Genomic DNA, 20,470 nt, shown 5'->3' with positions numbered 1-20,470 from the left:
CCTCCGGCGGCGGCCCGCGCGGCCCGCACCGCGCCGCCCGGACCGGGGCGCCCGAGCAGGACACCCGCACCGCGCAGGACGCGCAGGTCATCGTGGTCGGGGCGGGCCCGGCCGGCTCCAGCGCGGCCTTCCACCTAGCCCGCGCCGGGGTGGACGTCCTGATGCTGGAGAAGGATGACTTCCCGCGCGAGAAGGTGTGCGGCGACGGACTGACCCCGCGCGGCGTCCACCAACTCGTGCGCATGGGCGTCGACGTCACCGGCGAGGGCTGGCACCGCTCGCGCGGTATGCGCTGGGTCTGCGGTGAGCGGCACGTGCTCATCGACTGGCCCAACCTCGCGCGCTTCCCGGACTTCGGACTGACCCGCACCCGGCACGACTTCGACGAGATCCTCGCCCGACACGCCCAGGCGGCCGGCGCCCGGCTGCACACCGGGGTCAAGGTCACCGGGCCGCTCACCGACCGCACCGGCCGGGTCGTCGGTGTCCGCGCCGCCGCCGGACCGGACGGCGAGCCGGTCGAGCACCGCGCGCCGCTCGTCGTCGCCGCCGACGGCGCCTCGGCGCGGCTGGCCGTCGCGCTGGGCGCGCACCGCGACAAGGCCCGCCCGATGGCCACCGCGCTGCGCCGCTACTTCCGCAGCCCCACCCGCTCCGGCGAGGAGTACCTGGAGCTGTGGGCGGATCTGCGGCTGCCGCAGAGCGACGCCTGGCTGCCCGGCTACGGCTGGATCTTCCCGCTCGGCGACGGGCGGGTGAACGTCGGGGTGGGCGTGCTGGGCCGCCGCGGCCGGCGCACCCCCGACCTGCGCGCCGTGCTGGCCGCGTGGCTGGAGCGCACCCCGCCGGAGTGGGGCCTGGACGAGGCGGGCGCCGACGGCCCGCTGCGCAGCGCCGCCCTGCCGATGGGCCTCAACCGGCGCCCGCAGTACGGCCGCGGGCTGATGCTCGTCGGCGACAGCGCGGGCACGATCAGCCCGTGGAACGGCGAGGGCATCTGCCAGGCCATGGAGTCCGGCGAGGCGGCGGCCGAGGTCGCCGCCCTCGCGCTGACCCGCCCGGCGGGCCCCGGCCGCGAGCGCGTCCTGCAGAGCTACCCCGCCGTGCTCGACCGCCGCTGGGGCCGCTACTACCGGCTCGGCAACGCCGCGGCGACGTACCTGCTGAGCCGCTCCGGCTTCGAGCCGCTGCTCACCCGCATCATCGACCGGCCCGTCCTGGTCGACGGCATGGCGCGGCTGCTGACCAACCTCACCGACGACCCCTCCCGCGACGCCGTGGACCACGTCCTCAACACCCTCGTCCGCCTCACCCCCGCACGGGCCGCGACCCGCTGACCACCGGTGTCCGTCCGCCCCTCGATACGGCCGGGGCGGGCGGAATAACCTGTACGCGGCACGTTGCTGCACACGATCATGACTGCACTCAGCAAGCTCGGCCCGTCGGACATCGAGGTCTTCCCGCTCAGCCTCGGCGGGAACGTCTTCGGCTGGTCCGCCGACAAGGCCACCTCCTTCGCCGTCCTCGACGCCTACGCCGAGGCGGGCGGCAACTTCGTGGACACCGCCGACGCGTACACCGCGTGGATCCCCGGCAACGTGGGCGGCGAGTCGGAGCACATCATCGGGGAGTGGCTGGCGGCCCGCGGCAACCGCGACAGCGTCGTCGTCGCGACCAAGGTGAGCCAGCACCCCGACTTCCGCGGCCTGCGCCCGGCGAACATCAAGGCCGCCGCGGAGGCCTCGCTGCGCCGCCTCGGCACCGACCGCATCGACCTGTACTACACGCACTTCGACGACCCCGAGGTGCCCGTCGAGGACATCGTCACCGCCCTCGACGACCTGGTGCGCGAGGGCAAGGTGCGCGCCGTCGCCGCGTCCAACATCAGCCCCGAGCGGCTGACCGAGTCGCTGGAGTTCGCCGAGCGCGAGGGCAAGGCCCGCTACGTGGCCCTCCAGCCGCACTACAACCTGATGTCCCGCGACACCTTCGAGGGCCCGCTCCAGGACGTCGCCGTGCGCCACGGCCTCGCAGTCGTGCCGTACTTCGCGCTGGCTTCGGGCTTCCTGACCGGCAAGCACCGGGCCGGCGAGACGGTGGAGAGCGCCCGTACCGCCCGCGTGGAGGCGTACGTCGGCACCGAGCGCGGCGACCGGGTGCTGGCCGCGCTGGAGAGCGCCGCCGCCGCGCACGGCGCGCACGTGGCCTCCGTGGCGCTCGCCTGGCTCGCCGCGCAGCCCGGCGTCGTCGCCCCCATCGCCAGCGCCCGCGTTCCCGGCCAGCTGCCGCCGCTGCTGGCCTTCCCGCAGCTGCGGCTGAGCCAGGCGGAGACCGACGCGCTCACGCAGGCGTCCGCCTGACGCGGGGGCGCCCTCAGGCCGTGGTCGCCGGCCGGTTCTCGGCGGACGGCGACCCGGCGCCGCCCGGACGGCGGGCACGGAAGGGCGCGACGACCCCGCGCACGTAGCCGACCGCGTCCCAGTCGTCGACGCCGTGCGCCAGCGCGCTGAGCACCTCGCGCAGGTGCAGGACGGGCAGCCGCTCGCGCCATCCGTCGGCGAGCGGCGCCACCTCGGCGTAGGCGGTGAAGAAACGCTCGGAGGCGGGCGGCCGCGGCGAGCACCACAGCATGCTCAGCTCGGACTCCGCCCAGGTGTACGACACGGCGGGGTCGATCACCGCGACACCGCCGTCCGGCGCGCCCAGCACGTTGCCCGACCACAGGTCGCCGTGGTTGAGGCAGGCGGGCTGCTCGGGGACCAGCTCCGGCAGCCGCGCGCAGAGCCGTTCCAGCGCCCGGCGGTCGTCCGCGTCGAGCCGGTCGTCGATGAACGGGAGCCAGTGCAGGACGCGGTGCTCGGCGAAGAACGCGTGGCCGTCGTCGGACCAGGTGTTGGCCTGCGGCAGCCGTCCGAGCCGGCCGTCGCGGTGCCAGCCGAACCGCTCGTGCACGGTCGCCGTGTGCATCCGTGCGACCGCCCGGCCCAGCTCCTCCCACGCCTCGCCGGTGTCCGGGAAGGCGGGGAAGGGCGCGAGCACCAGCAGTTCGGACGAGGCGAGCAGCACGTCGGGCGTGCGCAGGCCCGCGTCGCGCAGTACGCCGAGGCCCGCCGCCTCGATCGCGAAGAGGTCGGGTATCGCGGTGGTCACCGTCTTGGCGAAGATCTCGCGGCCCCCGGCGAGGGTGGCGACCCCGGCCTGCGCCACGGCCCCGCCCGCCGCGGCGCGCACCGCCTCGACGTCGAATCCGGCCGACAGCAGTCGCTCGCGCAGGAGCCGGGGCTCCGGGTGGTCCGTCACGCGGGCCAGCCTATTGCGGGCCCGGAGAGCACCGGTGGGGGAGTGCCGGGGAGTGTCAGTGGCGGCTGTGACAATGGCGTTCAGCCGGTCGCAGCGTCCGGCCGCACCACACGAACGGCGCCGAGCGGCCGCTGTTCCCGCACGTCTCGGAGGCCGGGGATGCCCTCACCGCACGAATTCGCCACCTGGGAGCCGCTGCTGCGCGTCCTGCGGACCGACTGCCACGAGAAGTGGGAAGGGCCCGAAGGAGTGGTGAGCGGTCAGATAGGCCTGAGCGCCTGGAGCGTGCCGGTGCGCATGGCACCCTCGGCGCCCGGGCGGGCGCTGCTCGTCGAGGACATGGCGGACGCGTTCGCGGCGGTGGAGGGCATCCAGCAGGCGCTGCGCGAGGCGGGCCGGCAGCACGTCGCCTTCACCGCGCAGCTGTCGCTCGCCGGATCCGCCGCGGTACGCGTGTTCGCGCCCAGCCCGGCCGCCGCAGCGGGGATCGGCACCCACGCCCCGTCGGCGCTGGTGTTCGTGGAGGGGGCCGTTCCCGAGCCGTGGCGGCGGCTGCCGGAGCCGGCGCCGGGCGCCCGCCCGGCCGGGTCGGCGGACGCCGGGCTGGTGGAGCGCACCCTGCGGGAGCGGCTGCCGGACGCCGTGCCCGCCACCGAGGAGGAGATCGCCGAGGCCGAGCGGCGGCTCGGTCTGCCGCTGCCCGCCGAACTGCGCGCCGTCTACCGGGTGGTCCGCGGCCGGTGGTCGGACTTCCCCGACTACGAGTACGCCGAGCGGGTGTACGAGGCGGTCGGCGTCGAACTGCTGCCGCCGGAGCAGCTGTACGTCGCCGACGCGGCCTCGCGGCACTGGCACTGGGCGCACGCCGCGAGCCGGGCGGTGGTGACACCGCCGGAGGCGGCCGTGCAGGGGCTTCCCGGCTCGCCCGGCTGGATCGCCTTCGGCAGCAACGGCGGCGGGGACTACTACGCCGTCGACCTCACCCCCGGGCCGCTCGGCCGCACCGGGCAGATCGTCTTCATCGGCCACGAGGAGGACACCGGCGCCGACCTGGAGGCCGACTCGCTCACCGACCTCGTCGTGCACCGCCGCCCGAGCAGCCACCCGCACCCGCGCGTGCACGCGGACCGGACGCCGGTGATCGCGCGCGTCAACCGCGGGAGCCTGCCCGACGTCGGGGCCGCGGTCCACCCCGACCTGGAAGTGCTGCAGATCGGCGTGCTGGACCGCCCCCCGGTGAGCCTCGCGCCCGTCACGGGGCTGCCGAAGCTGCGCACGCTCACGGCGTATCCGGGCACGCTCGCCGACCCGCTGGAGATATCCGGGCTGAAGGGCCTGGAGTTCCTGGAACTGGGGCCGGACGACTGGCGGGTGCTGCTGGACGCCGGCGCGGTGCCGAGCGGCCTGTCGGCGGCCGCCGTCATCGCTCACGGGCAGGACCTCGCCGCGATGGTCGCGCTGAACAACGAGCTGCTCGCGCTCTTCGGCCGCCCGCAGATCACCGACGAGGTGCTGCGCGGCGACCTCGGCCCGTTCACGTAGCGCGGCAGGCGGCGGCCCGCGCCGGGCCGCCGCCTCCCCCCCGTACGCTCACAGCGCGCGCAGGATGTCCTCGACCCGCTGCTTCGCGTCCCCGAACAGCATCTGGCTGTTGTCCCGGAAGAACAGCGGATTCTGCACGCCCGCGTAGCCGGGATTCATCGACCGCTTGAAGACGACGACGTTCTCCGCCTCCCACACCCGCAGCACGGGCATGCCCGCGATCGGGCTGCCGGGGTCGTCGACCGCGGCCGGGTTCACGGTGTCGTTGGCGCCGATGACCAGGACGACCGTGGTCTGCGCCAGGTCGTCGTTGATCTCGTCCATCTCCAGCACGATGTCGTACGGCACCTTCGCCTCGGCCAGCAGCACGTTCATATGGCCCGGCAGCCGCCCGGCGACCGGGTGAATGCCGAAGCGCACCTCGACGCCCATCTCCCGCAGCCTGCGCGTCAGATCGGCCACCGGGTACTGCGCCTGCGCCACCGCCATGCCGTAGCCGGGGGTGATGACGACCGACCGGGCGTCCTTGAGCAGCTTCGCGGTGCCGGACGCGTCGATCTCGCGGTGCTCGCCGTAGTCGGTGGTGTCGGCCGGACCCGTCTCGACGCCGAAGCCGCCCGCGATGACCGACAGGAACGAGCGGTTCATCGCCGTGCACATGATGTACGACAGGTACGCACCCGACGAGCCGACCAGCGCGCCCGTCACGATCAGCAGGTTGTTGTCGAGCAGGAAGCCGGACGCGGCCGCCGCCCACCCCGAGTAGCTGTTGAGCATCGAGACCACGACGGGCATGTCGCCGCCGCCGATCGACGCCACCAGGTGCAGGCCGAGGGCCAGCGCCACCGCCGTCACGGCGACCAGCAGACCCACGTCGGGGGAGACCACGAAGGCGACGGTCAGGCCCGCGAAGGCGGCGAGCGCCCCCAGGTTGAGCAGGTTGCGGCCGGGCAGCATGAGCGGGCTGGACCGGATGCGCGCCGACAGCTTGAGGAAGGCGATGATCGAGCCGGTGAAGGTCACCGCGCCGATGAACACGCCGACGAAGACCTCGGCGTGGTGGATGCGCAGCAGGTCGGCGGCGATCTCGTGCTGCCCGGAGCCCTTGGCCTCGACGTCCAGGTAGCCGTTCCAGCCGACCAGCACCGCGGCCAGGCCGACGAAGCTGTGCAGTATCGCGATGAGTTCCGGCATGCCGGTCATCTCGACCCGGCGGGCCCGCCACAGTCCGATGCCGGCGCCGACGACCATGGCGCCGACCAGCAGCCCCATGCCGGTGGCGGCGATGCTGCGCGAGGCCAGCCCGATCGTCGCGGCCAGCGCGATGGCCATGCCGGCGATGCCGTAGACCACGCCGGAGCGGGACGTCTCGTGCCGGGACAGCCCGGCGAGGGAGAGGATGAAGAGCAGCGCGGCGACGACGTAGGCCGCCTGTGCGGCGGTCGATGCGGTCATGGCGGCTCAGTCCTTCGCGAACATCGACAGCATGCGCCGCGTCACCGCGAAGCCGCCGAAGATGTTGATCGACGCCAACAGGACAGCGGCGAAGGCCAGCACGGTGACCGCGGTGTGCGCGTGCCCGATCTGCAGCATCGCGCCGACCACGATGATCCCGGAGATCGCGTTCGTCACCGACATCAGCGGGGTGTGCAGCGCGTGGTGCACATGGCCGATGACGTAGTAGCCGATCACGATGGCCAGCACGAAGACGGTGAGGTTGCCGATCAGCTGCTGCGGGGCGAAGGCCGTCGCGAGGAACAGCAGCGCCGCCCCGAGGCCCACCACCGCGTACCGGCGGGCGGCCGTCGCGCGGCGGCTGCGGACGGGCGCGGGCGGCGGCGCGGCGGGCGGCGGGGCCGCGGGCTGCGGCGCGGCGGACACCTGCACCGGCGGGGGCGGCCAGGTCGTCTCGCCGCCGCGCGTCACGGTGACCGAGCGCTGCACGACGTCGTCGAGGTCCAGCACCAGTTGCCCGTCCTTGCCGGGCGTCAGCAGCTTCAGCAGGTTGACCAGGTTGGTCCCGTACAACTGCGAGGCCTGCGCGGGCAGCCGCGAGGCGAGGTCGGTGAACCCGACGACGGTGACCTGGTTCTCGGTGACGACCGTCTCGCCCGCGACCGATCCGGCGACGTTGCCGCCCTGCGCCGCGGCCATGTCCACGATCACGCTGCCGGGCCGCATGGCGGCCACCATCTCCTCGGTGACCAGCCGCGGCGCCGGGCGGCCCGGGATGAGAGCGGTCGTGACGAGGATGTCGGTGTCCGGCAGGGTCTGCGCGTAGAGGGCGGCGGCGCGGGTGTTGTAGTCGTCGGACATCTCCTTGGCATAGCCGGTCGAGCTGACCTCGACGTCCGCCGACTCCACCGCCAGGTACTCGCCGCCCAGCGACCTGACCTGGTCGGCGACCTCCGGGCGCGGATCGGTGGCCCGCACCACCGCGCCGAGACTGCCCGCAGCGCCGATCGCCGCGAGCCCCGCCACGCCCGCGCCGGCCACCAGCACCTTGGCGGGCGGCACCTTGCCGGCGGCGGTGACCTGGCCGGTGAAAAATCGCCCGAAGGCGTGAGCGGCCTCGATCACCGCGCGGTAACCCGCGATGTTGGCCATGGAGCTGAGCACGTCCATCGACTGGGCACGCGAGATGCGCGGCACCGCGTCCATCGCGAGCGCCGTCACCCCCGCCCGCGCCAGCGCCTCCAGCAGCTCCGGGTGCTGCGCGGGCGCCAGCAGGCAGACCAGCACCGCACCCTCGCGCAGCAGCGCGATCTCCTCCTGCGTGGGGGCGTCGACCGCCAGCACGACGTCCGCGCCCCACACGTGCGTCCGGTCCCCGATCGAGGCCCCGGCCTCCCGGTACGCGTCGTCGCCGATGCTGGCGGCGAGCCCCGCACCGGACTCCACCACCACCTCGTAGCCGAGACCGCGCAGTTGAGCGACCGTCACCGCGGTGGCCGCCACCCGTGTCTCCCCGTCGCGTGCTTCGGACACGACGCCCACTCGTTGACCTTGCTGACTCACACTGGGTCCTCTCTGGTCGGCGTTCCACCTCGGCCGAGGCGGTGACTGCCCGGGACTGCCCGCAGAGCAGCCGCGGTTCGGGCCCGGCCCGCGCCGCGGGCAGGACACGGCACGGCAGAACCGCATGATCCCGCCCCGGGCGCGGGCGCACCACAGTGCGATCGCCGTACGCCCGCGCTCCGACCCGTAGTCTGGGGCCGACGCGGGAGGGGTGCGTGGAACGGATCGGCACATACGGGGTCGTGCGCAAGCTCGGCGAAGGCGGCATGGGCACGGTGTGGCTGGCGAAATCGCGCGGCGGCCGGCTGGTGGCGGTGAAACTCGTCCGGCCCGAACTGGCAGGCGACCCCGGCTTCCGGGCCCGCTTCCGCGCCGAGGTGGCCGCCGCCCGCAGCGTCGGCGGCTTCCACACCGCGCCGGTCGTCGACGCCGACCCGGAGGCCGCCGAACCATGGCTCGCCACCGCGTACGTCCCCGGGCCGACGCTGGGCCGACTGCTCGCCGCCGAGGGGCCGATGGACGAGCCGCGGCTGCGCGAGCTGGGGGCCGCGCTCGCCGAGGCCCTCCAGGCGATCCACCGCTGCGGGCTGGTCCACCGGGACCTCAAGCCCGGGAACATCGTCATGGCCGCGGACGGGCCGCGCGTGCTCGACTTCGGCATCGCCCGCGCCATGGACGACGCGCGTCTCACCACGACCGGCACGGCTTTCGGCACGCCCGGCTTCCTCGCGCCCGAGCAGGCGGAGGGCCACGACGTCGGGCCGGCCGCCGACGTCTTCGCCTTCGGCGCGGTGCTCGTCGCGGCCGCGGGCGGCAGTGCCTTCGGCGGCGGCACCCCGGTCGCGCAGATCTACCGCTCCGTGCACGGCGACCCGGACCTGTCCGCGATTCCGGACGGGCTGCGCGCCCTGGTCGCCGCGTGCCTGGCGAAGTCACCGCAGTGGCGTCCCACCACGGACGAGCTGCTGGACCGGCTCAGCCCGCTGGACGCCCCGCCCGCCCCGCCCGCCGCGCCGACGTCGTACCCGCTCGCGCCGCCACGCGAGCGCGACACGCCGGTGCCACCGGGCTCCGCCGCGGGCGAACGCGACACGCCCGTGCCGCCCGGACCCGGTACGGGGGAGCAGGGCACCCCGGTGCCCGACGCCGCGCCGGGCCTCCCGCGGCAGGCCGCCCCGGCCGCGGGGCCGCCGCCGGGGTCCGGGGCCGCGCCGTCGCCCCTTCCGCCGCCGCCCGCGTACCCGCCGTCGGCGTACGGGGCCGGGTCCGTGTCCGCCGCGCCGGTGCCGCCGTACTCCGCGGGGCAGCCGTACGGCAGCGGGCCCGGGTACGCCGCCGGGCCGCCGTACGTGCCGGGGGCCGTGCCGGGTGCCGGTGCGCTGCCGCCGTCGCCGTACGGGCCGGGGGCGCCGCTGCCGCCGCCGGGGGCGGGCGCGGGACAGCCGGGGATGCCCGAATTCCTCGCCATGGACCGCAAGAACGCCGTCGTCCTCGACTCCGCGGGCGTGTCGCTGGGCACCGACGGCCAGGTCGTGGAAGTGCCCTGGCACGCCGTCGACTTCGCCTGGTGCGAACGGGCCGCCGGACGCGGCCACACCCTCCTGGTGGGCGTGTCGCTGCGCGACGGCACCGTCTTCTCCTGCGCTGTCACCACCCGCCGACCCGCCGAACTGGAGTCCTGGATCGCGCAGTTCGACGCCACCTTGCACTACTACAGCCCGGAGGAGGACTGAGCCGAAGGCGGGGCGGCAGAGGGGCGGCGGGGCGGCGGCGGAAAACCGGGTGCCGCCGCCGGCACGTACGCGCTAGCGTGCGCTGCATGAGAAGCCACGGTCGCACGACGACGCCGGAGTACGTCCCGGCGCGCTGACCGATGTCCGTGAGCGAAGCCCCGGGGCGGGTGCCCCGGGGCTTCGACGTGCCGCCACCCGCCTCGCCGTCCGCGAGGGAGACCCGCGATGCACGACCACCGCAAGCTCGGCCGCGAACTCGGCCTGTTCGACACCGACCCGCTCGTCGGCGCCGGGCTGCCCTACTGGCTGCCCGCCGGCGCCGCCGTCCGGCACGAGCTGGAGACCTACGTCCGCGAGGAGGAGCGCCGCGCCGGCTACCGGCACGTCCACTCGCCCGTGCTCGGCAAGCGCGAGCTGTACGAGCTGTCCGGACACTGGTCGCACTACAGCGACGACATGTTCCCGCCCATGGACCTCGGCGGCGAGCAACTGGTGCTGCGCCCGAGCCTGTGCCCGCACCACGCGCTGATCTACCGCCACCGTGCCCGCAGCCACCGCGAACTCCCGCTGCGCATCGCCGAACTGGGCGGCATGTACCGCGCGGAGCTCTCCGGCGTCCTCGGCGGCCTGACCCGGGTGCGCGCCATCCAGCTCAACGACGCGCACATCTTCTGCACCCTCGACCAGGCTGCCGCCGAGGCCCGCACTGCGCTGGGGATGATCGCCCGCGCGCACCGGGTGCTGGGCATCGAGCCCGTGCGCCACCGGCTGTCGCTCGCCGGGCCCGGCGGCGGTTACGTCGGCGACGCCGGTATGTGGCGCCGGGCCGAGGCGCTGCTCGTCGAGGCGCTGGAGGCCGCCGGGCTGGAGTACGAGGCGGCGGAGGGCGAGGCCGCGTTCTACGGGCCCAAGATCGACGTCCAGGTCGCCGACCCCGCCGGGCGGGAGAGCACCCTGTCCACCGTCCAGATCGACTTCCACCAGCCCGAGCGCTTCGGTCTGGAGTACGTGGGCCCGGACGGCCGCCGGCACCGCCCCGTGATGGTCCACCGCAGCGTGATCGGCAGCGTCGAGCGCGCCGTCGCCCATCTCGTCGAGCGGCACGGCGGCGCCTTCCCCGGCTGGCTCGCCCCCGTCCAGCTGGCGCTGCTGCCGCTGGGCGAGGCCGAGGTGCCGTACGCCGAGCGGCTGCTCGACCACTGCCTCGCGCAGGGGCTGCGCGCCGAGGTCGCCCACCCGGACCGCGGCACCCTCGGCGCCCGGGTGCGCGCCGCGCGCCTCGTTCCCTGGCAGGCCGTGCTCGGCCCGCGCGAGGCCGCCGACGGCTCCGCGGCGCTGCGGCTGCGCGACGGGCGCCGGATCGCCGCGCTCCCGGCGGAGGACGCGGTGGCCCGTGTCGCGGCCCTGGTCCGCGCGCGCACCGCGGAGCTGTGGGAGGACGGCGGAGCGGTACGCGCGGTGTGAGGGCGTCCCGGGGGCCGTGCGCCCGGGCGTGCCGCGGCCCCGGCTCGGGGCGGCGGGTACCGGTGGCCGGTCAGGCGGGGCCGTCGTAGAGGGCCACGTCCCGGAGCGCGGTACGGAAGCCGGCCGAGTCCGCGGCGGTGAGCGGCGCCAGGAAGCGGCGCTCGGCCTCGTCGCTCGCGGCGGTGGCGTCGCGCAGGGTGCCGGTGCCCTGCTCGGTCAGGACGACGACGTTGCGGCGCCGGTCGGCCGGGTCGGGGCGGCGGGCCACCAGGCCCTTGCTTTCCAGGGTGTCGAGGAAGGCGACCATCGTGGTGCGGTCGACGCCGAGGCGGGCGGCGGCCCGCTGCTGGGAGGCGGGGGTCTCCTGCCCGGCGAGCACCAGGAGCACGGCCAGTTCGCGGCCGCTGATGCCGAAGGGCGCGAGCGCCTCGGCGTTGAGGGCGGCGAGCCTGGCCTGAGCGTGCTTCAGGAGGTGGCCGAGCCGGCCGTGCAGCTCGGGAGCTGTGGTGGACATCCCCGAACCTTACAGTTAGCGTGATCGTCAGTGCTGCTGACGATCACCTAGCCTGACGGTCAGGCGGCGCTGCACGCCATCGGCGACCCACCCGCACCTCCCACCTCTCCCCTCCCGAACGGAGCGCCACGGATGATCCTCGTCACGGGCGGGCTCGGCTTCATCGGCTCGCACACCGCCCGCGCCCTGCTCGACCGCGGCGTGTCCTGCGTCCTGGTCCAGCGCCGCCCGCCGGGCCCGCCGCCCGCCCTGCTCACCGAGCCCCGCGGCGCCGCCCGCGTCCACGTCGAGCAGGCAGACCTCGCCGACACCGAGGCCCTGCGCCGTGTCGCCGCCCGCCACGGCGTCACCGGCGTCGTCCACCTCGCCCCCTCCGCCCCCTGGCCCCCCGGCGCCCCCGCCCCGGTCGAGGCGGCCCGTGACGCGCTCGCCGGTCTGCTCAACGTCGTCCAGGTGGCGGCCGAACGGCAGGTCTCCCGGGTCGTCGTCGCGAGCACCATCGGCGTCTACGCCGGAACCCCCGCCACCGCCGGGCCGCTGCGCGAGGACCTGCCGCTGCGGATGGGGGCCGGGCACGTCATCCCGACGTTCAAGAAGGTCGGCGAGCTGCTCGCCGCCCACCTCGGCGAGGCCACCGGCGTCGAGGTCGTCAGCGCGCGGATCGCCGGTGTCTGGGGGCCGCTGGGGCGGCCGGTGTCGCCCTTCTTCGCGCTGCCGCAGCTCGTGCACGCCGCCGCCCGGGGCGTCGCGCCCGACCTCTCCGCGTTGCACGCCCCGCCGCGCGCCGGGCAGGGCGCCGACCTGGTCCACGCCGCGGACTGCGGCCGCGCGCTCGCCCTGCTCCAGCTCGCGCCGCGGCTCGGCCACCGCACGTACAACGTCGCCTCCGGCCGGATCACCACCTACGCGGAGGTCCTGGAGGTGCTGGCCCGGCTCGCCCCGCAGGTGCCGCTCGCGCTGCCGCCGGGACGCGATCCGGCGGCGGGTCCCGACGTCCGGCTGGACGTCACGCGGCTGCGCGAGGACACCGGTTACGCGCCCGGGTACGACACGGCGGGCGGCCTCGCCGACTACCTGGCCTGGCTCCGGGCGGGCAACCCCCGCTGAGCCGCCGTCAGGACGCGTCCCGCAGGGCTGTCAGGACGCGTCCCGTACCGCGAGGCGCCCCAGCGCCGCCACCGTGAGGGCCTCCACGCCCGTGGTGAGCGTCGGCTGGACCACCGGCGCGAACTCGGGGGAGTGGTTGCTGGGCAGCTGGTCCATCCGGCCCTCCTGGAAGGCGGCCATCGTGGCCGCGGCGTCGGTGCCGCCCCAGAACCAGAAGACCGTCGGCACCCCCGCGGCCTCGCCGAACAGGCCGACGTCCTCGCTCGCGGCGATCGGCGGCAGCGGCAGCATCCGGTCGGCGCCGAAGTGCGCGGCCAGGTCGGCGGCCACCGCGCGTGTCGCGTCGGGTTCGCTGACCAGGACCGGCGCGCCGGGGGCCCAGCTGATCTCCGGCGGCTGGGGCGCGCCGCTGGCGGCGGCCTCGGCGTGGACGATCCGCTCCACCGCCTCGACGACCAGCCGCCGCACCTCCGGGGTGTAGGACCGGACGCTGATGCCCAGCCGTGCGGTGTCCGGGATGACGTTCTCCTTGGTGCCCGCCTGGAGCCGCCCCACCGTGACCACCGCGGTCTCGGCGGCCGGCACCTCGCGCGCCACGATGCCCTGCAGCCGCACCACGATCGAGGCGGCCATCAGCACCGGGTCGACGGTCGCCTCGGGGCGGGAGCCGTGTCCGCCGCGGCCGAACAGCCGCACGTCGGCCACGTCGGCTCCCGCCATCACCGCGCCCTCGCGGTGGCCGACGAAGCCCGCGGGCAGCGGCCCGACGTGCTGGCCCAGCACGATCGACGGCTTGGGGAAGCGCTCCAGGAGCCCGTCCTCGATCATCGCCCTGGCCCCGGACATCAGCTCCTCCGCGGGCTGGAAGACCGCGACCACCGTGCCCGACCACCGCGCCCGCAGCCGTGCCAGCACGGCCACCGCCCCGGCCAGCGCCGCGACGTGCATGTCGTGGCCGCAGGCGTGCGCGACGGGCACGCTCTCGCCGTCGGGGCCGGTCGCGAAGACCTCGGAGGCGTAGGGGAGGCCGGTGTTCTCGCGCACCGGCAGCGCGTCCATGTCGGCCCGCAGCATCACCACCGGCCCCGGCCCGTTGTGCAGCACCCCGACCACGCCCGTGCCGCCGACCCCTTCGGTCACCTCGTAGCCCGCCGCCTCGAGGGCCTGCGCGGCCTTGGCGGCGGTGCGGCGCTCCTGGCCGGACAGCTCGGGGTGGCGGTGCAGGTCCTCGTAGAGCGCTTCGAGGTCCGGCAGGAGGTCGGTCCGCCAGGTGTCGTCGGGCAGCGCCATCGGATCCCCTTCCCATGGGCCGCCCGCGGTCGGGCGGCGCGGTTGCTGCCGACCATTCGACCACGTCAGCGCCCTGCGGACAGCCGCGGGGCGCTGACGCGGCGCGGGGACGGGGGGAGGGGTCAGTTCTTGCCGGCGATGGTGAAGAGGAAGTAGAGGTACGCGGCGAGGCCGTGCGCGACGACCACGTAGACCAGCACCCGCAGGACGACGCCGCGCTGCTTGCGGCGCTCGGTGCCGTTCGTGGTGGGGACGACGGCGGGGGTGAGCGGGCGGACGTCGTGCGGGGTGCCGTCGGTGGTGGTCATGTCCTGCTCCTCCAAGGTGCCGGGGTGCCCGGCGTCATGTGCCTCAGTGGGTGGTGGGTCCGCGGTGTGCCGCGGGAGTACGGGACGACGGGGCGCCGACGCACAGGGCCGACGTCTCGCTCTGCATGAGCGTGTGGACGAACAGCACGTCGGCCCCGGAGCCGCCGACCGCTGCGAGGCGGTGCGGCACGAGCGAGTCGAAGTGCGCGGAGTCGCCGGGCGCCAGCGTGTGGACACGCTCGCCGAGGGTCAGCTCCAGCGTGCCGCCGGTGACGAACAGCCACTCCTCGCCGGGGTGCACGCGCACCAGCGCGCGCTGCGCGCCCGCCTCGGCCGGGATGTGCAGCCGCAGCGCCTGCATGGCCCGCCCGTTGCCGCCGGCCCGCCAGTACGTCCAGCCCCCGGCGGGCACCGCGGCGGCGGTGGCACCGCGTACGATGGGGTCGGGCTCACCCGCGGTCTCGCCGAGCAGGTCCGAGACGGTGGTGCCGTACATCCGGGCGAGCCCGAGCAGCACCGGGAGCGACGGCTGGCGCAGCCCGGACTCCAGCCGCGACAGGTGCGCGGCGGACAGTCCGGCGCGGGCGGCGGCGTTCTCCAGCGTCAGGCCCGCCGCCTGCCGCAGGTCCCGCAGCCGCGGGGCCAGGACCAGGTCGTCGCCGGGCGCGGTGGCCGCGGTCGGTGCGGGGGCTGGGTGGTCGGTGGCTGCCATGGGTCCATGGAACAGCAGTGCGTGCCTCTGGGGCAAAAAGTTTGCCCCAGAGGCAAAATCCCTCGTTTCGCCGGTGACTACGCCCCGGCAGTCGCGCGGGCCGCCTCCACCGCTCGCCGGGTGTCGGCCTCGACGAGGTCGGCGTTGACCGCCGCGCCCGCGCGCACCCCGGCGGCAGCCGCGCCGATGACCTGCTCCACCGGGTTGGCGACGTTGCCGGCGACCCACACGCCGGGCACGTCCGTGGCGCCGGTCGGGTCGGCGGGGATACGGGTGCCGATCGACAGCTCGCCCATCTGCACCTCCTCCGCCGCCAGGCCGAGGCCGTCCAGGAGCGCCGAGTTGGCGGTGAGCCGGGTGGCGACGGCCAGCGCGTCGACGCCGACCCGCTGCCCGCCGGCCAGCTCGGCGGCGGTGAGCCGGCCGTCCTCCGCGACGAGCCGGGTGACCTCGCCGTCGACGACCGCGATGCCGCGCGCCGCCAGCCGCTCGTACGCCTCGTCGTCGGGTTCGGGCGCGGTGTGCAGGAAGAGGGTCACGTGCTGGGTCCACTGCCGCCACAGCAGGGCCTGGTGCACGGCCAGCGGCGAGGTGCCGAGCACGCCCACGGCGCGGTCGCGCACCTCCCAGCCGTGGCAGTAGGGGCAGTGCAGCACGCCGTGGCCCCACTGCTCGGCCAGGCCCGGGACGGCGGGCAGCTCGTCGGTCAGGCCGGTGGTGACCAGCAGCCGGGCCGCGGTCAGGACGGTCCCGTCGTCGAGCGTGACCCGGAAGCCCCCGTCGGCGGTGCGCTCGGCGGCGGTGGCGGTGCCCTGCCGGATCCCGCCGCCGTATCCGCGCACCTCCGCGCGTCCGGCGGCGAGCAGTTCGGCGGGCGGGGTGCCCTCGCGGGCGAGGTAGGTGTGGACGCCGGACGCGGGCGCGTTGCGCGGCCGGCCGGCGTCGATCACCAGGACGGAGCGGCGGGCGCGGGCGAGCGTCGAGGCCGCGGCGAGTCCCGCGGCGCCACCGCCGATCACCAGGACCTCGTGGTGGGCGGCGGGGCTGTCGTACGGATGGGTGTGCGTCATGTCAGGTGCCTCCTCGCCCGCGATGGTCGGCGCAGGACGCCCGGAACGGCAAATGTCGGTGCCGTTCCGGCAACACGGGGCAGGTCCGCCGGGCGGGCCCGGCACGGGTGGGGCGTACGCCGTCCGGTTCGCGCCGGTGCACGCTCCCGCACGCCGCTGCCGGTCACCCGGTCGAACCCGATTCAATAGGGGCAATTCCGGCCGACGCCGACCAGCAGCAGGGAGCCCCGCATGATGACCGACCGCACCACCGCAGCGGTGGTCTTCGACGCGCCCTTCACCGACCGGACGGCCTGGGCGGCAGGCCGCACCTCCGCCTATCCCGAGGACGGGCGCAACCCCGGCGACAACAAGCTCGACCGCATCGGCCCCGGCTACGCGCCGACCGCCGACGGGGTCTTCACCGCCCGCCGCGCGCCGGACGGCGCCTGGCACTGCGCGCTGGTCTCCACCGAGTACGCCCCCGGCGGTTTCGAGCTGCTGCCGGAGGACGAGCTGAGCGCCACCTGCGTCGTCCACGACGTCCAGGGCGCCTGGCCCGCGCTGTGGACGTGGGGGCGCGACGCCGGCCACGGTCCCCAGCCCGGCCACGGCGAGGTCGACGCCTTCGAGTACCACCCCGACCACCCGCGGATGCTGGAGCTGACCAACCACGTCCGCGCCGCCGGGCACTACGCCGAGGGCGCCGTCACCCCCGGGGTCCCGTTCCTGCTGCGCGTCGTCCTCGGCGCCCGCAGCGTCGAGTGGTACGCCGACGGGCGCCTGCTCTACGCCGACAACCGCGGCGTCGGCCCGCACTGGCGCGCCTGGCCCGTGGTGAGCGTCAGCGTCGCCGCCGGGCGGTACGGCCACCTGCCGCCTGCGCCCGGCGCGGACGAGCTGGCGTGGCAGTGCACGGGCCTGACCGTGCGCCGCCCGGTGCCCGCGATCCCCCGCGTTCCGCCCGCCGAAAGATCGCATGATTGATCCTTGCGAAAGCGGGCAGGCGGAGCATCACCATCCCTGCGCGCCAGGGATCCCTGAGCCATGGAACGGAGTCGGTGCGATGACCCGGCGACAGCCGTCGCACACCCACCCCCACCCCGCCGGTGCGCCCGGCACGGATGTGGCGCGCGGTGCCCCCTGCTGGGTCAGCCTGACCGCGCGCGATCTGGCCGCCTCGGAGAAGTTCTACGGCACCGTGCTGGGCTGGGAGTTCCGCTCGACCACGCTCGGCTCGCGGTTCGCGGTCGCCCTCAGTGACGGCCTGCCGGTCGCCACGATCGGCGCCGTCGCCGGGGACATGCAGGTCGCCGTCGTGTGGACGCCTTTCTTCGCCGTCCCGCAGGCCGACGAGGCGACGGCCCGGATCCGCGAGCGCAGCGCCACCGTCGCACTCGGCCCGGTGTCCTTCGCCTCCGGCCGCGCGGTGCTCGCCGCCGACCGGGACGGCGCGGTCTTCGGCGTCTGGGACGGCCGGCTGCCCGGCGGATGGCAGTCCTGGCACGACCGCGGCCCCGTCGTCGTACGCCTGCACACCCGGGACGCCTTCGAGTCGGCGATCTTCTACGGCGGCGTGCTCCAGTGGGCCGACGACGAGGCCGACTGCTGCACCGTCGGCTACGAGTTCGACCAGGCCGAGGTCGTCGTACGGACGGGCAGCAGCGTCGTCGCCCGGATCTCCTCCGGCGCCGTCGAGGCGGCGCCGGACCCGCTCGCCCGCCCGCACTGGTCGGTGGCCTTCGCCGTCGACGACGTGCCGGCCACCGTCGAGGCCGCGCGCGTCCTCGGCGCCTCCGTCGTCGACGCGGGTGAGAACGCCGAAGGGCCCTGGGCCGACATCCGGGATCCGGACGGCGGGCTGTTCACGGTGTTCGCGCGCTCGTCGCCCCCGGAGCCGTCGCGGTAGCGGGCAGCGCGCCCGCGGTCCGGGCCGCCCGTCCGCGCCGCAGCGCCGAACGCAGCGCCCGGCAGCCGCGCCCCATCGGGCCAGGCGGCGGGATGGGCGGCAGCGGCGCCGCGTCGATCATCGCGTCGATCTGGTCCTTGACCCACTGGTTGGGCCCTGCGGACCGCCCGGCCGTCCGCAGGCTCCGACCCTGGCCCTCGCTTCGGCCCTGCCACTGCTCCATGCCCCCGCCTTCCGCCCGTGTGCCGCAGAATATACACGAACGGTCGTGCTAAAAGCTGAACCCTTTCCGTGCTGGCGGTCCACCGCGGAACACCGCCTCAGGCCCCGGCAGGCTCGGCGGGTTCGGCAGGCTCGGCAGGGAGCAGGGCCGGGTCCGTTGCCGCGTCCCGCAGCCGGTTCAGGATGCCGCGGGCCGCCATCCGGTAGCCGGAGTCGTCGCCGTGCAGCACCGATTCGCCGTTGGCCAGCTCCATCAGCGCGCAGATCTCGAAGACGAGCTGCGCCCGGTCCACGTCGGCCCGCGCCTGCCCCGCCTGCTGCGCCTCGCGCAGCGTCTGCTCCAGGAAGGAGAACCAGTTCCGCCGCGCCGCCGCGATCGTGTCGTGCAGCCGGCCCGGCCGGGCGTCGTACTCCGCGGCGGCGGCGTAGAAGAAGCAGCCGCCCGGGAAGACCCGCCCCCGCGAGTACGCGAGCCAGCCCGTGCACAGCTGCCACAGCCGGTCGACGCCGTGCGGCAGCTCGTGCGCCGGGTGCACGACATGCTCCAGGAAGATGCGGATCGCGGTGCGCACGGTCGCGAGCTGCAGATCCTCCTTGGAGCCGAAGAGCGCGAAGACCCCGCTCTTGCTCAGCCCCAGGTCGCCCGCCAGCCGCCCGACCGTCAGCCCGTCCAGGCCCTCGACCGACGCCACGGCGACCGCGTGGCCCAGCACCAGGCGCCGGGTCTCGTTGCCGCGCGCGACCCTGCCGTCGACGCCGCCGCGCGCGGTCCGGGCGGCGCCCGCCGTACGGGAGGGCTCCGCCGCCCGTGCCGTCCGCGCCGATTTCGTGGCCGCCACCGAAGCCTCCGCCGGGTCGCCGTTGCCGATCCGCCCCAGGGTACGCGGGCGGGGCGCACGGCCGTGCGCTCACCGGCGGGCCGCGCGGGGATCGGGAATGCCCGGGGGACCGGGTGCGTTGACCCGACCGCAAGGCGAAAACGACAACCATGTCGGAGAGGAAGTGGTCCCATGGCCCGCAGCGAACAGCGCCCCGTGGTCACCCTGCGCTCCACCGCCGGTACCGGGCACAGCTACGTGACCCGCAAGAACCGGCGCAACAACCCCGACCGGCTGACGCTGCTCAAGTACGACCCCGTCGCCCGCGCGCACGTGCTCTTCCGCGAAGCGCGCTGACCGCACGGCCCACGGCAGCACCGGCCCCCGACCCCACCGCGAGAGGACACCCATGAAGCACGGCATCCACCCCGAGTCCCGCCCCGTGGTCTTCCGTGACAAGGCCGGCGACCTCGCCTTCCTCACCAGGTCCACGGCGACCGCCGACCGCACCGTCGTCTGGACGGACGGGCAGAGCTACCCCGTCGTCGACGTGGAGATCTCCTCGGCGAGCCACCCCTTCTACACCGGCCGCGCCCGCGAACTCGACACCGCCGGACGCGTCGAACGCTTCCGCCGCCGCTACGGCCGCACCGCCGGCTGAGCCGGCCGCAGCCACCGGCCCGCACGGGGCCGCGCACCACCGGGCCGCGCCCCCTCGCACTCGCGGGGGAGCGCGGCCCGTCACACTTCCCGCGCCGGAATCGTCACAGGGACGACCGTCCTACGCGCCGCACGCACCCGCGGGGCGCGTCCTTGTGAGAGGAAGACCCGATGCGCAATCCCGACCTGTCGACCGATTTCACCATGATGTACGTGATGCACGACGCCCTCCGCCGGGAGCTGGGCCACATGAACGCCCTCGCCGCCCGTACGGACGTCGATCCCCGCGAGGTCTTCCGCGGCGCGCCCGGCTGGCAGCTCTTCAAGGACGTCCTGCTGGTCCACCACAGCGCCGAGGACGCCGCGCTGTGGCCGGGGATACGGGAGGCCGTCGAGGGCAAGCCGGAGCTGCTGGCGGTCCTGGACGCGATGGAGGCCGAGCACGCGCACATCGACCCGGCGCTGGAGGCCGTGGACGCCGCCGTCGCCGCCGACGGCCCGGACGACGGCGCCCTGGCCGCCGCGCTCGGGCTGCTGACCGAGGGGCTGACGGCCCACCTGGCCCACGAGGAGGACGAGGGCCTCCCGATCGTCGACGCCCACGCGACGCCCGAGGTGCTGCAGGAGTTCGGGGTCGAGCACAGCAAGGGTTTCGGCCCGAAGGTGCCGCAGGTGCTGCCGTGGCTGCTGGAGGGCGCGGACGCCGCCGACGCCGAGGTGACGCTGCGGCCGATGCCCGAGCCGGTGCGCGCCCAGCTCGCCGCCGAGTGGCAGCCCGCCTTCGCCGCGCTCGGGCGCTGGGGGACGCCTGCCGCCTGACCGGC

At 75.5% G+C, this 20,470-nt stretch carries 20 protein-coding genes; 11 read left to right on the top strand and 9 right to left on the bottom strand.

The genetic code is table 11. The features are described from left to right. The first annotated feature begins 92 nt into the window (after positions 1-92). Positions 93-1,337 (top strand): geranylgeranyl reductase family protein, encoded by a 1,245-nt coding sequence (locus ACH4PY_RS20090; RefSeq protein ID WP_398184673.1) that lies wholly within the window; start codon positions 93-95, stop codon positions 1,335-1,337. A gap of 78 nt (positions 1,338-1,415) precedes the next feature. Further along, a complete protein-coding gene (locus ACH4PY_RS20085; RefSeq protein WP_398184180.1) occupies positions 1,416-2,360 on the top strand; it encodes an aldo/keto reductase in 945 nt (314 codons plus the stop codon). Between the two features lie 13 nt (positions 2,361-2,373). Here the strand turns inward: ACH4PY_RS20085 and ACH4PY_RS20080 are convergent, their stop codons facing one another. Then, entirely contained in the window at positions 2,374-3,300 is a 927-nt protein-coding gene (locus tag ACH4PY_RS20080; protein ID WP_398184178.1) for a fructosamine kinase family protein, read from the bottom strand. A 159-nt stretch (positions 3,301-3,459) separates the two neighbouring features. Between ACH4PY_RS20080 and ACH4PY_RS20075 the strand changes: the two genes are divergently transcribed. After that, positions 3,460-4,842, top strand: coding sequence for an SMI1/KNR4 family protein (locus tag ACH4PY_RS20075; RefSeq protein ID WP_398184174.1), 1,383 nt, complete (start codon positions 3,460-3,462; stop codon positions 4,840-4,842). Between the two features lie 48 nt (positions 4,843-4,890). On the opposite strand, the gene pntB is transcribed toward ACH4PY_RS20075, so the two are convergent. Next, positions 4,891-6,297 (bottom strand): Re/Si-specific NAD(P)(+) transhydrogenase subunit beta, encoded by a 1,407-nt coding sequence (gene pntB / locus ACH4PY_RS20070; RefSeq protein ID WP_398184171.1) that lies wholly within the window; start codon positions 6,295-6,297, stop codon positions 4,891-4,893. 6 nt (positions 6,298-6,303) lie between these two features. Then, on the bottom strand, positions 6,304-7,830 hold the full coding sequence (locus tag ACH4PY_RS20065) for a Re/Si-specific NAD(P)(+) transhydrogenase subunit alpha (RefSeq protein WP_398184169.1): 1,527 nt from the start codon (positions 7,828-7,830) through the stop codon (positions 6,304-6,306). A gap of 245 nt (positions 7,831-8,075) precedes the next feature. Between ACH4PY_RS20065 and ACH4PY_RS20060 the strand changes: the two genes are divergently transcribed. Both ACH4PY_RS20060 and thrS read left to right on the top strand, forming a co-directional pair. Further along, positions 8,076-9,593 carry a serine/threonine-protein kinase gene (locus ACH4PY_RS20060; protein ID WP_398184167.1) on the top strand — a complete coding sequence of 506 codons (1,518 nt, stop codon included), beginning with the start codon at positions 8,076-8,078 and terminating at the stop codon, positions 9,591-9,593. A 225-nt stretch (positions 9,594-9,818) separates the two neighbouring features. Further along, positions 9,819-11,057, top strand: a complete 1,239-nt coding sequence (gene thrS, locus ACH4PY_RS20055; protein ID WP_398184165.1) for a threonine--tRNA ligase — start codon at positions 9,819-9,821, stop codon at positions 11,055-11,057. 70 nt (positions 11,058-11,127) lie between these two features. Here thrS and ACH4PY_RS20050 read toward each other — a convergent pair whose 3' ends face one another. Then, positions 11,128-11,571 carry a MarR family winged helix-turn-helix transcriptional regulator gene (locus tag ACH4PY_RS20050; RefSeq protein ID WP_398184163.1) on the bottom strand — a complete coding sequence of 148 codons (444 nt, stop codon included), beginning with the start codon at positions 11,569-11,571 and terminating at the stop codon, positions 11,128-11,130. Positions 11,572-11,703: 132 nt separating this feature from the next. Here ACH4PY_RS20050 and ACH4PY_RS20045 point away from each other — a divergent pair, with 132 nt between their 5' ends. Beyond that, positions 11,704-12,678 (top strand): NAD-dependent epimerase/dehydratase family protein, encoded by a 975-nt coding sequence (locus ACH4PY_RS20045; protein WP_398184161.1) that lies wholly within the window; start codon positions 11,704-11,706, stop codon positions 12,676-12,678. Positions 12,679-12,708: 30 nt separating this feature from the next. On the opposite strand, the gene ACH4PY_RS20040 is transcribed toward ACH4PY_RS20045, so the two are convergent. From ACH4PY_RS20040 to ACH4PY_RS20025, 4 genes are all read right to left on the bottom strand, one after another. Continuing rightward, entirely contained in the window at positions 12,709-13,968 is a 1,260-nt protein-coding gene (locus ACH4PY_RS20040) for an amidohydrolase (protein ID WP_398184159.1), read from the bottom strand. Positions 13,969-14,090: 122 nt separating this feature from the next. After that, positions 14,091-14,276, bottom strand: a complete 186-nt coding sequence (locus ACH4PY_RS20035) for a DUF6126 family protein (protein ID WP_398184156.1) — start codon at positions 14,274-14,276, stop codon at positions 14,091-14,093. Between the two features lie 43 nt (positions 14,277-14,319). Continuing rightward, positions 14,320-14,988, bottom strand: coding sequence for a helix-turn-helix domain-containing protein (locus ACH4PY_RS20030; protein WP_398184153.1), 669 nt, complete (start codon positions 14,986-14,988; stop codon positions 14,320-14,322). 77 nt (positions 14,989-15,065) lie between these two features. Beyond that, positions 15,066-16,058, bottom strand: a complete 993-nt coding sequence (locus ACH4PY_RS20025) for an NAD(P)/FAD-dependent oxidoreductase (RefSeq protein ID WP_398184149.1) — start codon at positions 16,056-16,058, stop codon at positions 15,066-15,068. A gap of 231 nt (positions 16,059-16,289) precedes the next feature. On the opposite strand from ACH4PY_RS20025, the gene ACH4PY_RS20020 reads away from it, so the two are divergent. Together ACH4PY_RS20020 and ACH4PY_RS20015 are read left to right on the top strand one after the other, a co-directional pair. Continuing rightward, on the top strand, positions 16,290-17,024 hold the full coding sequence (locus ACH4PY_RS20020) for a beta-glucanase (RefSeq protein WP_398184147.1): 735 nt from the start codon (positions 16,290-16,292) through the stop codon (positions 17,022-17,024). Positions 17,025-17,103: 79 nt separating this feature from the next. Next, the gene (locus tag ACH4PY_RS20015) at positions 17,104-17,946 is read left to right on the top strand and encodes a VOC family protein (RefSeq protein ID WP_398184144.1); all 843 of its coding nucleotides are present in this window, start codon (positions 17,104-17,106) and stop codon (positions 17,944-17,946) included. A 320-nt stretch (positions 17,947-18,266) separates the two neighbouring features. Here the strand turns inward: ACH4PY_RS20015 and ACH4PY_RS20010 are convergent, their stop codons facing one another. Next, positions 18,267-18,884 carry a TetR/AcrR family transcriptional regulator gene (locus tag ACH4PY_RS20010; protein WP_398184670.1) on the bottom strand — a complete coding sequence of 206 codons (618 nt, stop codon included), beginning with the start codon at positions 18,882-18,884 and terminating at the stop codon, positions 18,267-18,269. Positions 18,885-19,178: 294 nt separating this feature from the next. Here ACH4PY_RS20010 and rpmG point away from each other — a divergent pair, with 294 nt between their 5' ends. From rpmG to ACH4PY_RS19995, 3 genes are all read left to right on the top strand, one after another. After that, positions 19,179-19,343, top strand: a complete 165-nt coding sequence (gene rpmG, locus ACH4PY_RS20005; RefSeq protein WP_398184141.1) for a 50S ribosomal protein L33 — start codon at positions 19,179-19,181, stop codon at positions 19,341-19,343. Positions 19,344-19,395: 52 nt separating this feature from the next. Next, positions 19,396-19,647 carry a type B 50S ribosomal protein L31 gene (locus tag ACH4PY_RS20000; protein ID WP_398184138.1) on the top strand — a complete coding sequence of 84 codons (252 nt, stop codon included), beginning with the start codon at positions 19,396-19,398 and terminating at the stop codon, positions 19,645-19,647. A gap of 170 nt (positions 19,648-19,817) precedes the next feature. Further along, positions 19,818-20,465 carry a hemerythrin domain-containing protein gene (locus ACH4PY_RS19995; RefSeq protein WP_398184135.1) on the top strand — a complete coding sequence of 216 codons (648 nt, stop codon included), beginning with the start codon at positions 19,818-19,820 and terminating at the stop codon, positions 20,463-20,465. Positions 20,466-20,470: the final 5 nt, after the last annotated feature.

The sequence above is a fragment of the Streptomyces sp. NPDC021224 genome, from assembly GCF_044332905.1.
Classification (GTDB): Bacteria; Actinomycetota; Actinomycetes; order Streptomycetales; family Streptomycetaceae; genus Actinacidiphila.
Note: the sequence above shows the minus strand (reverse complement) of the source record. Positions and strands in the feature narration are given on the sequence as shown.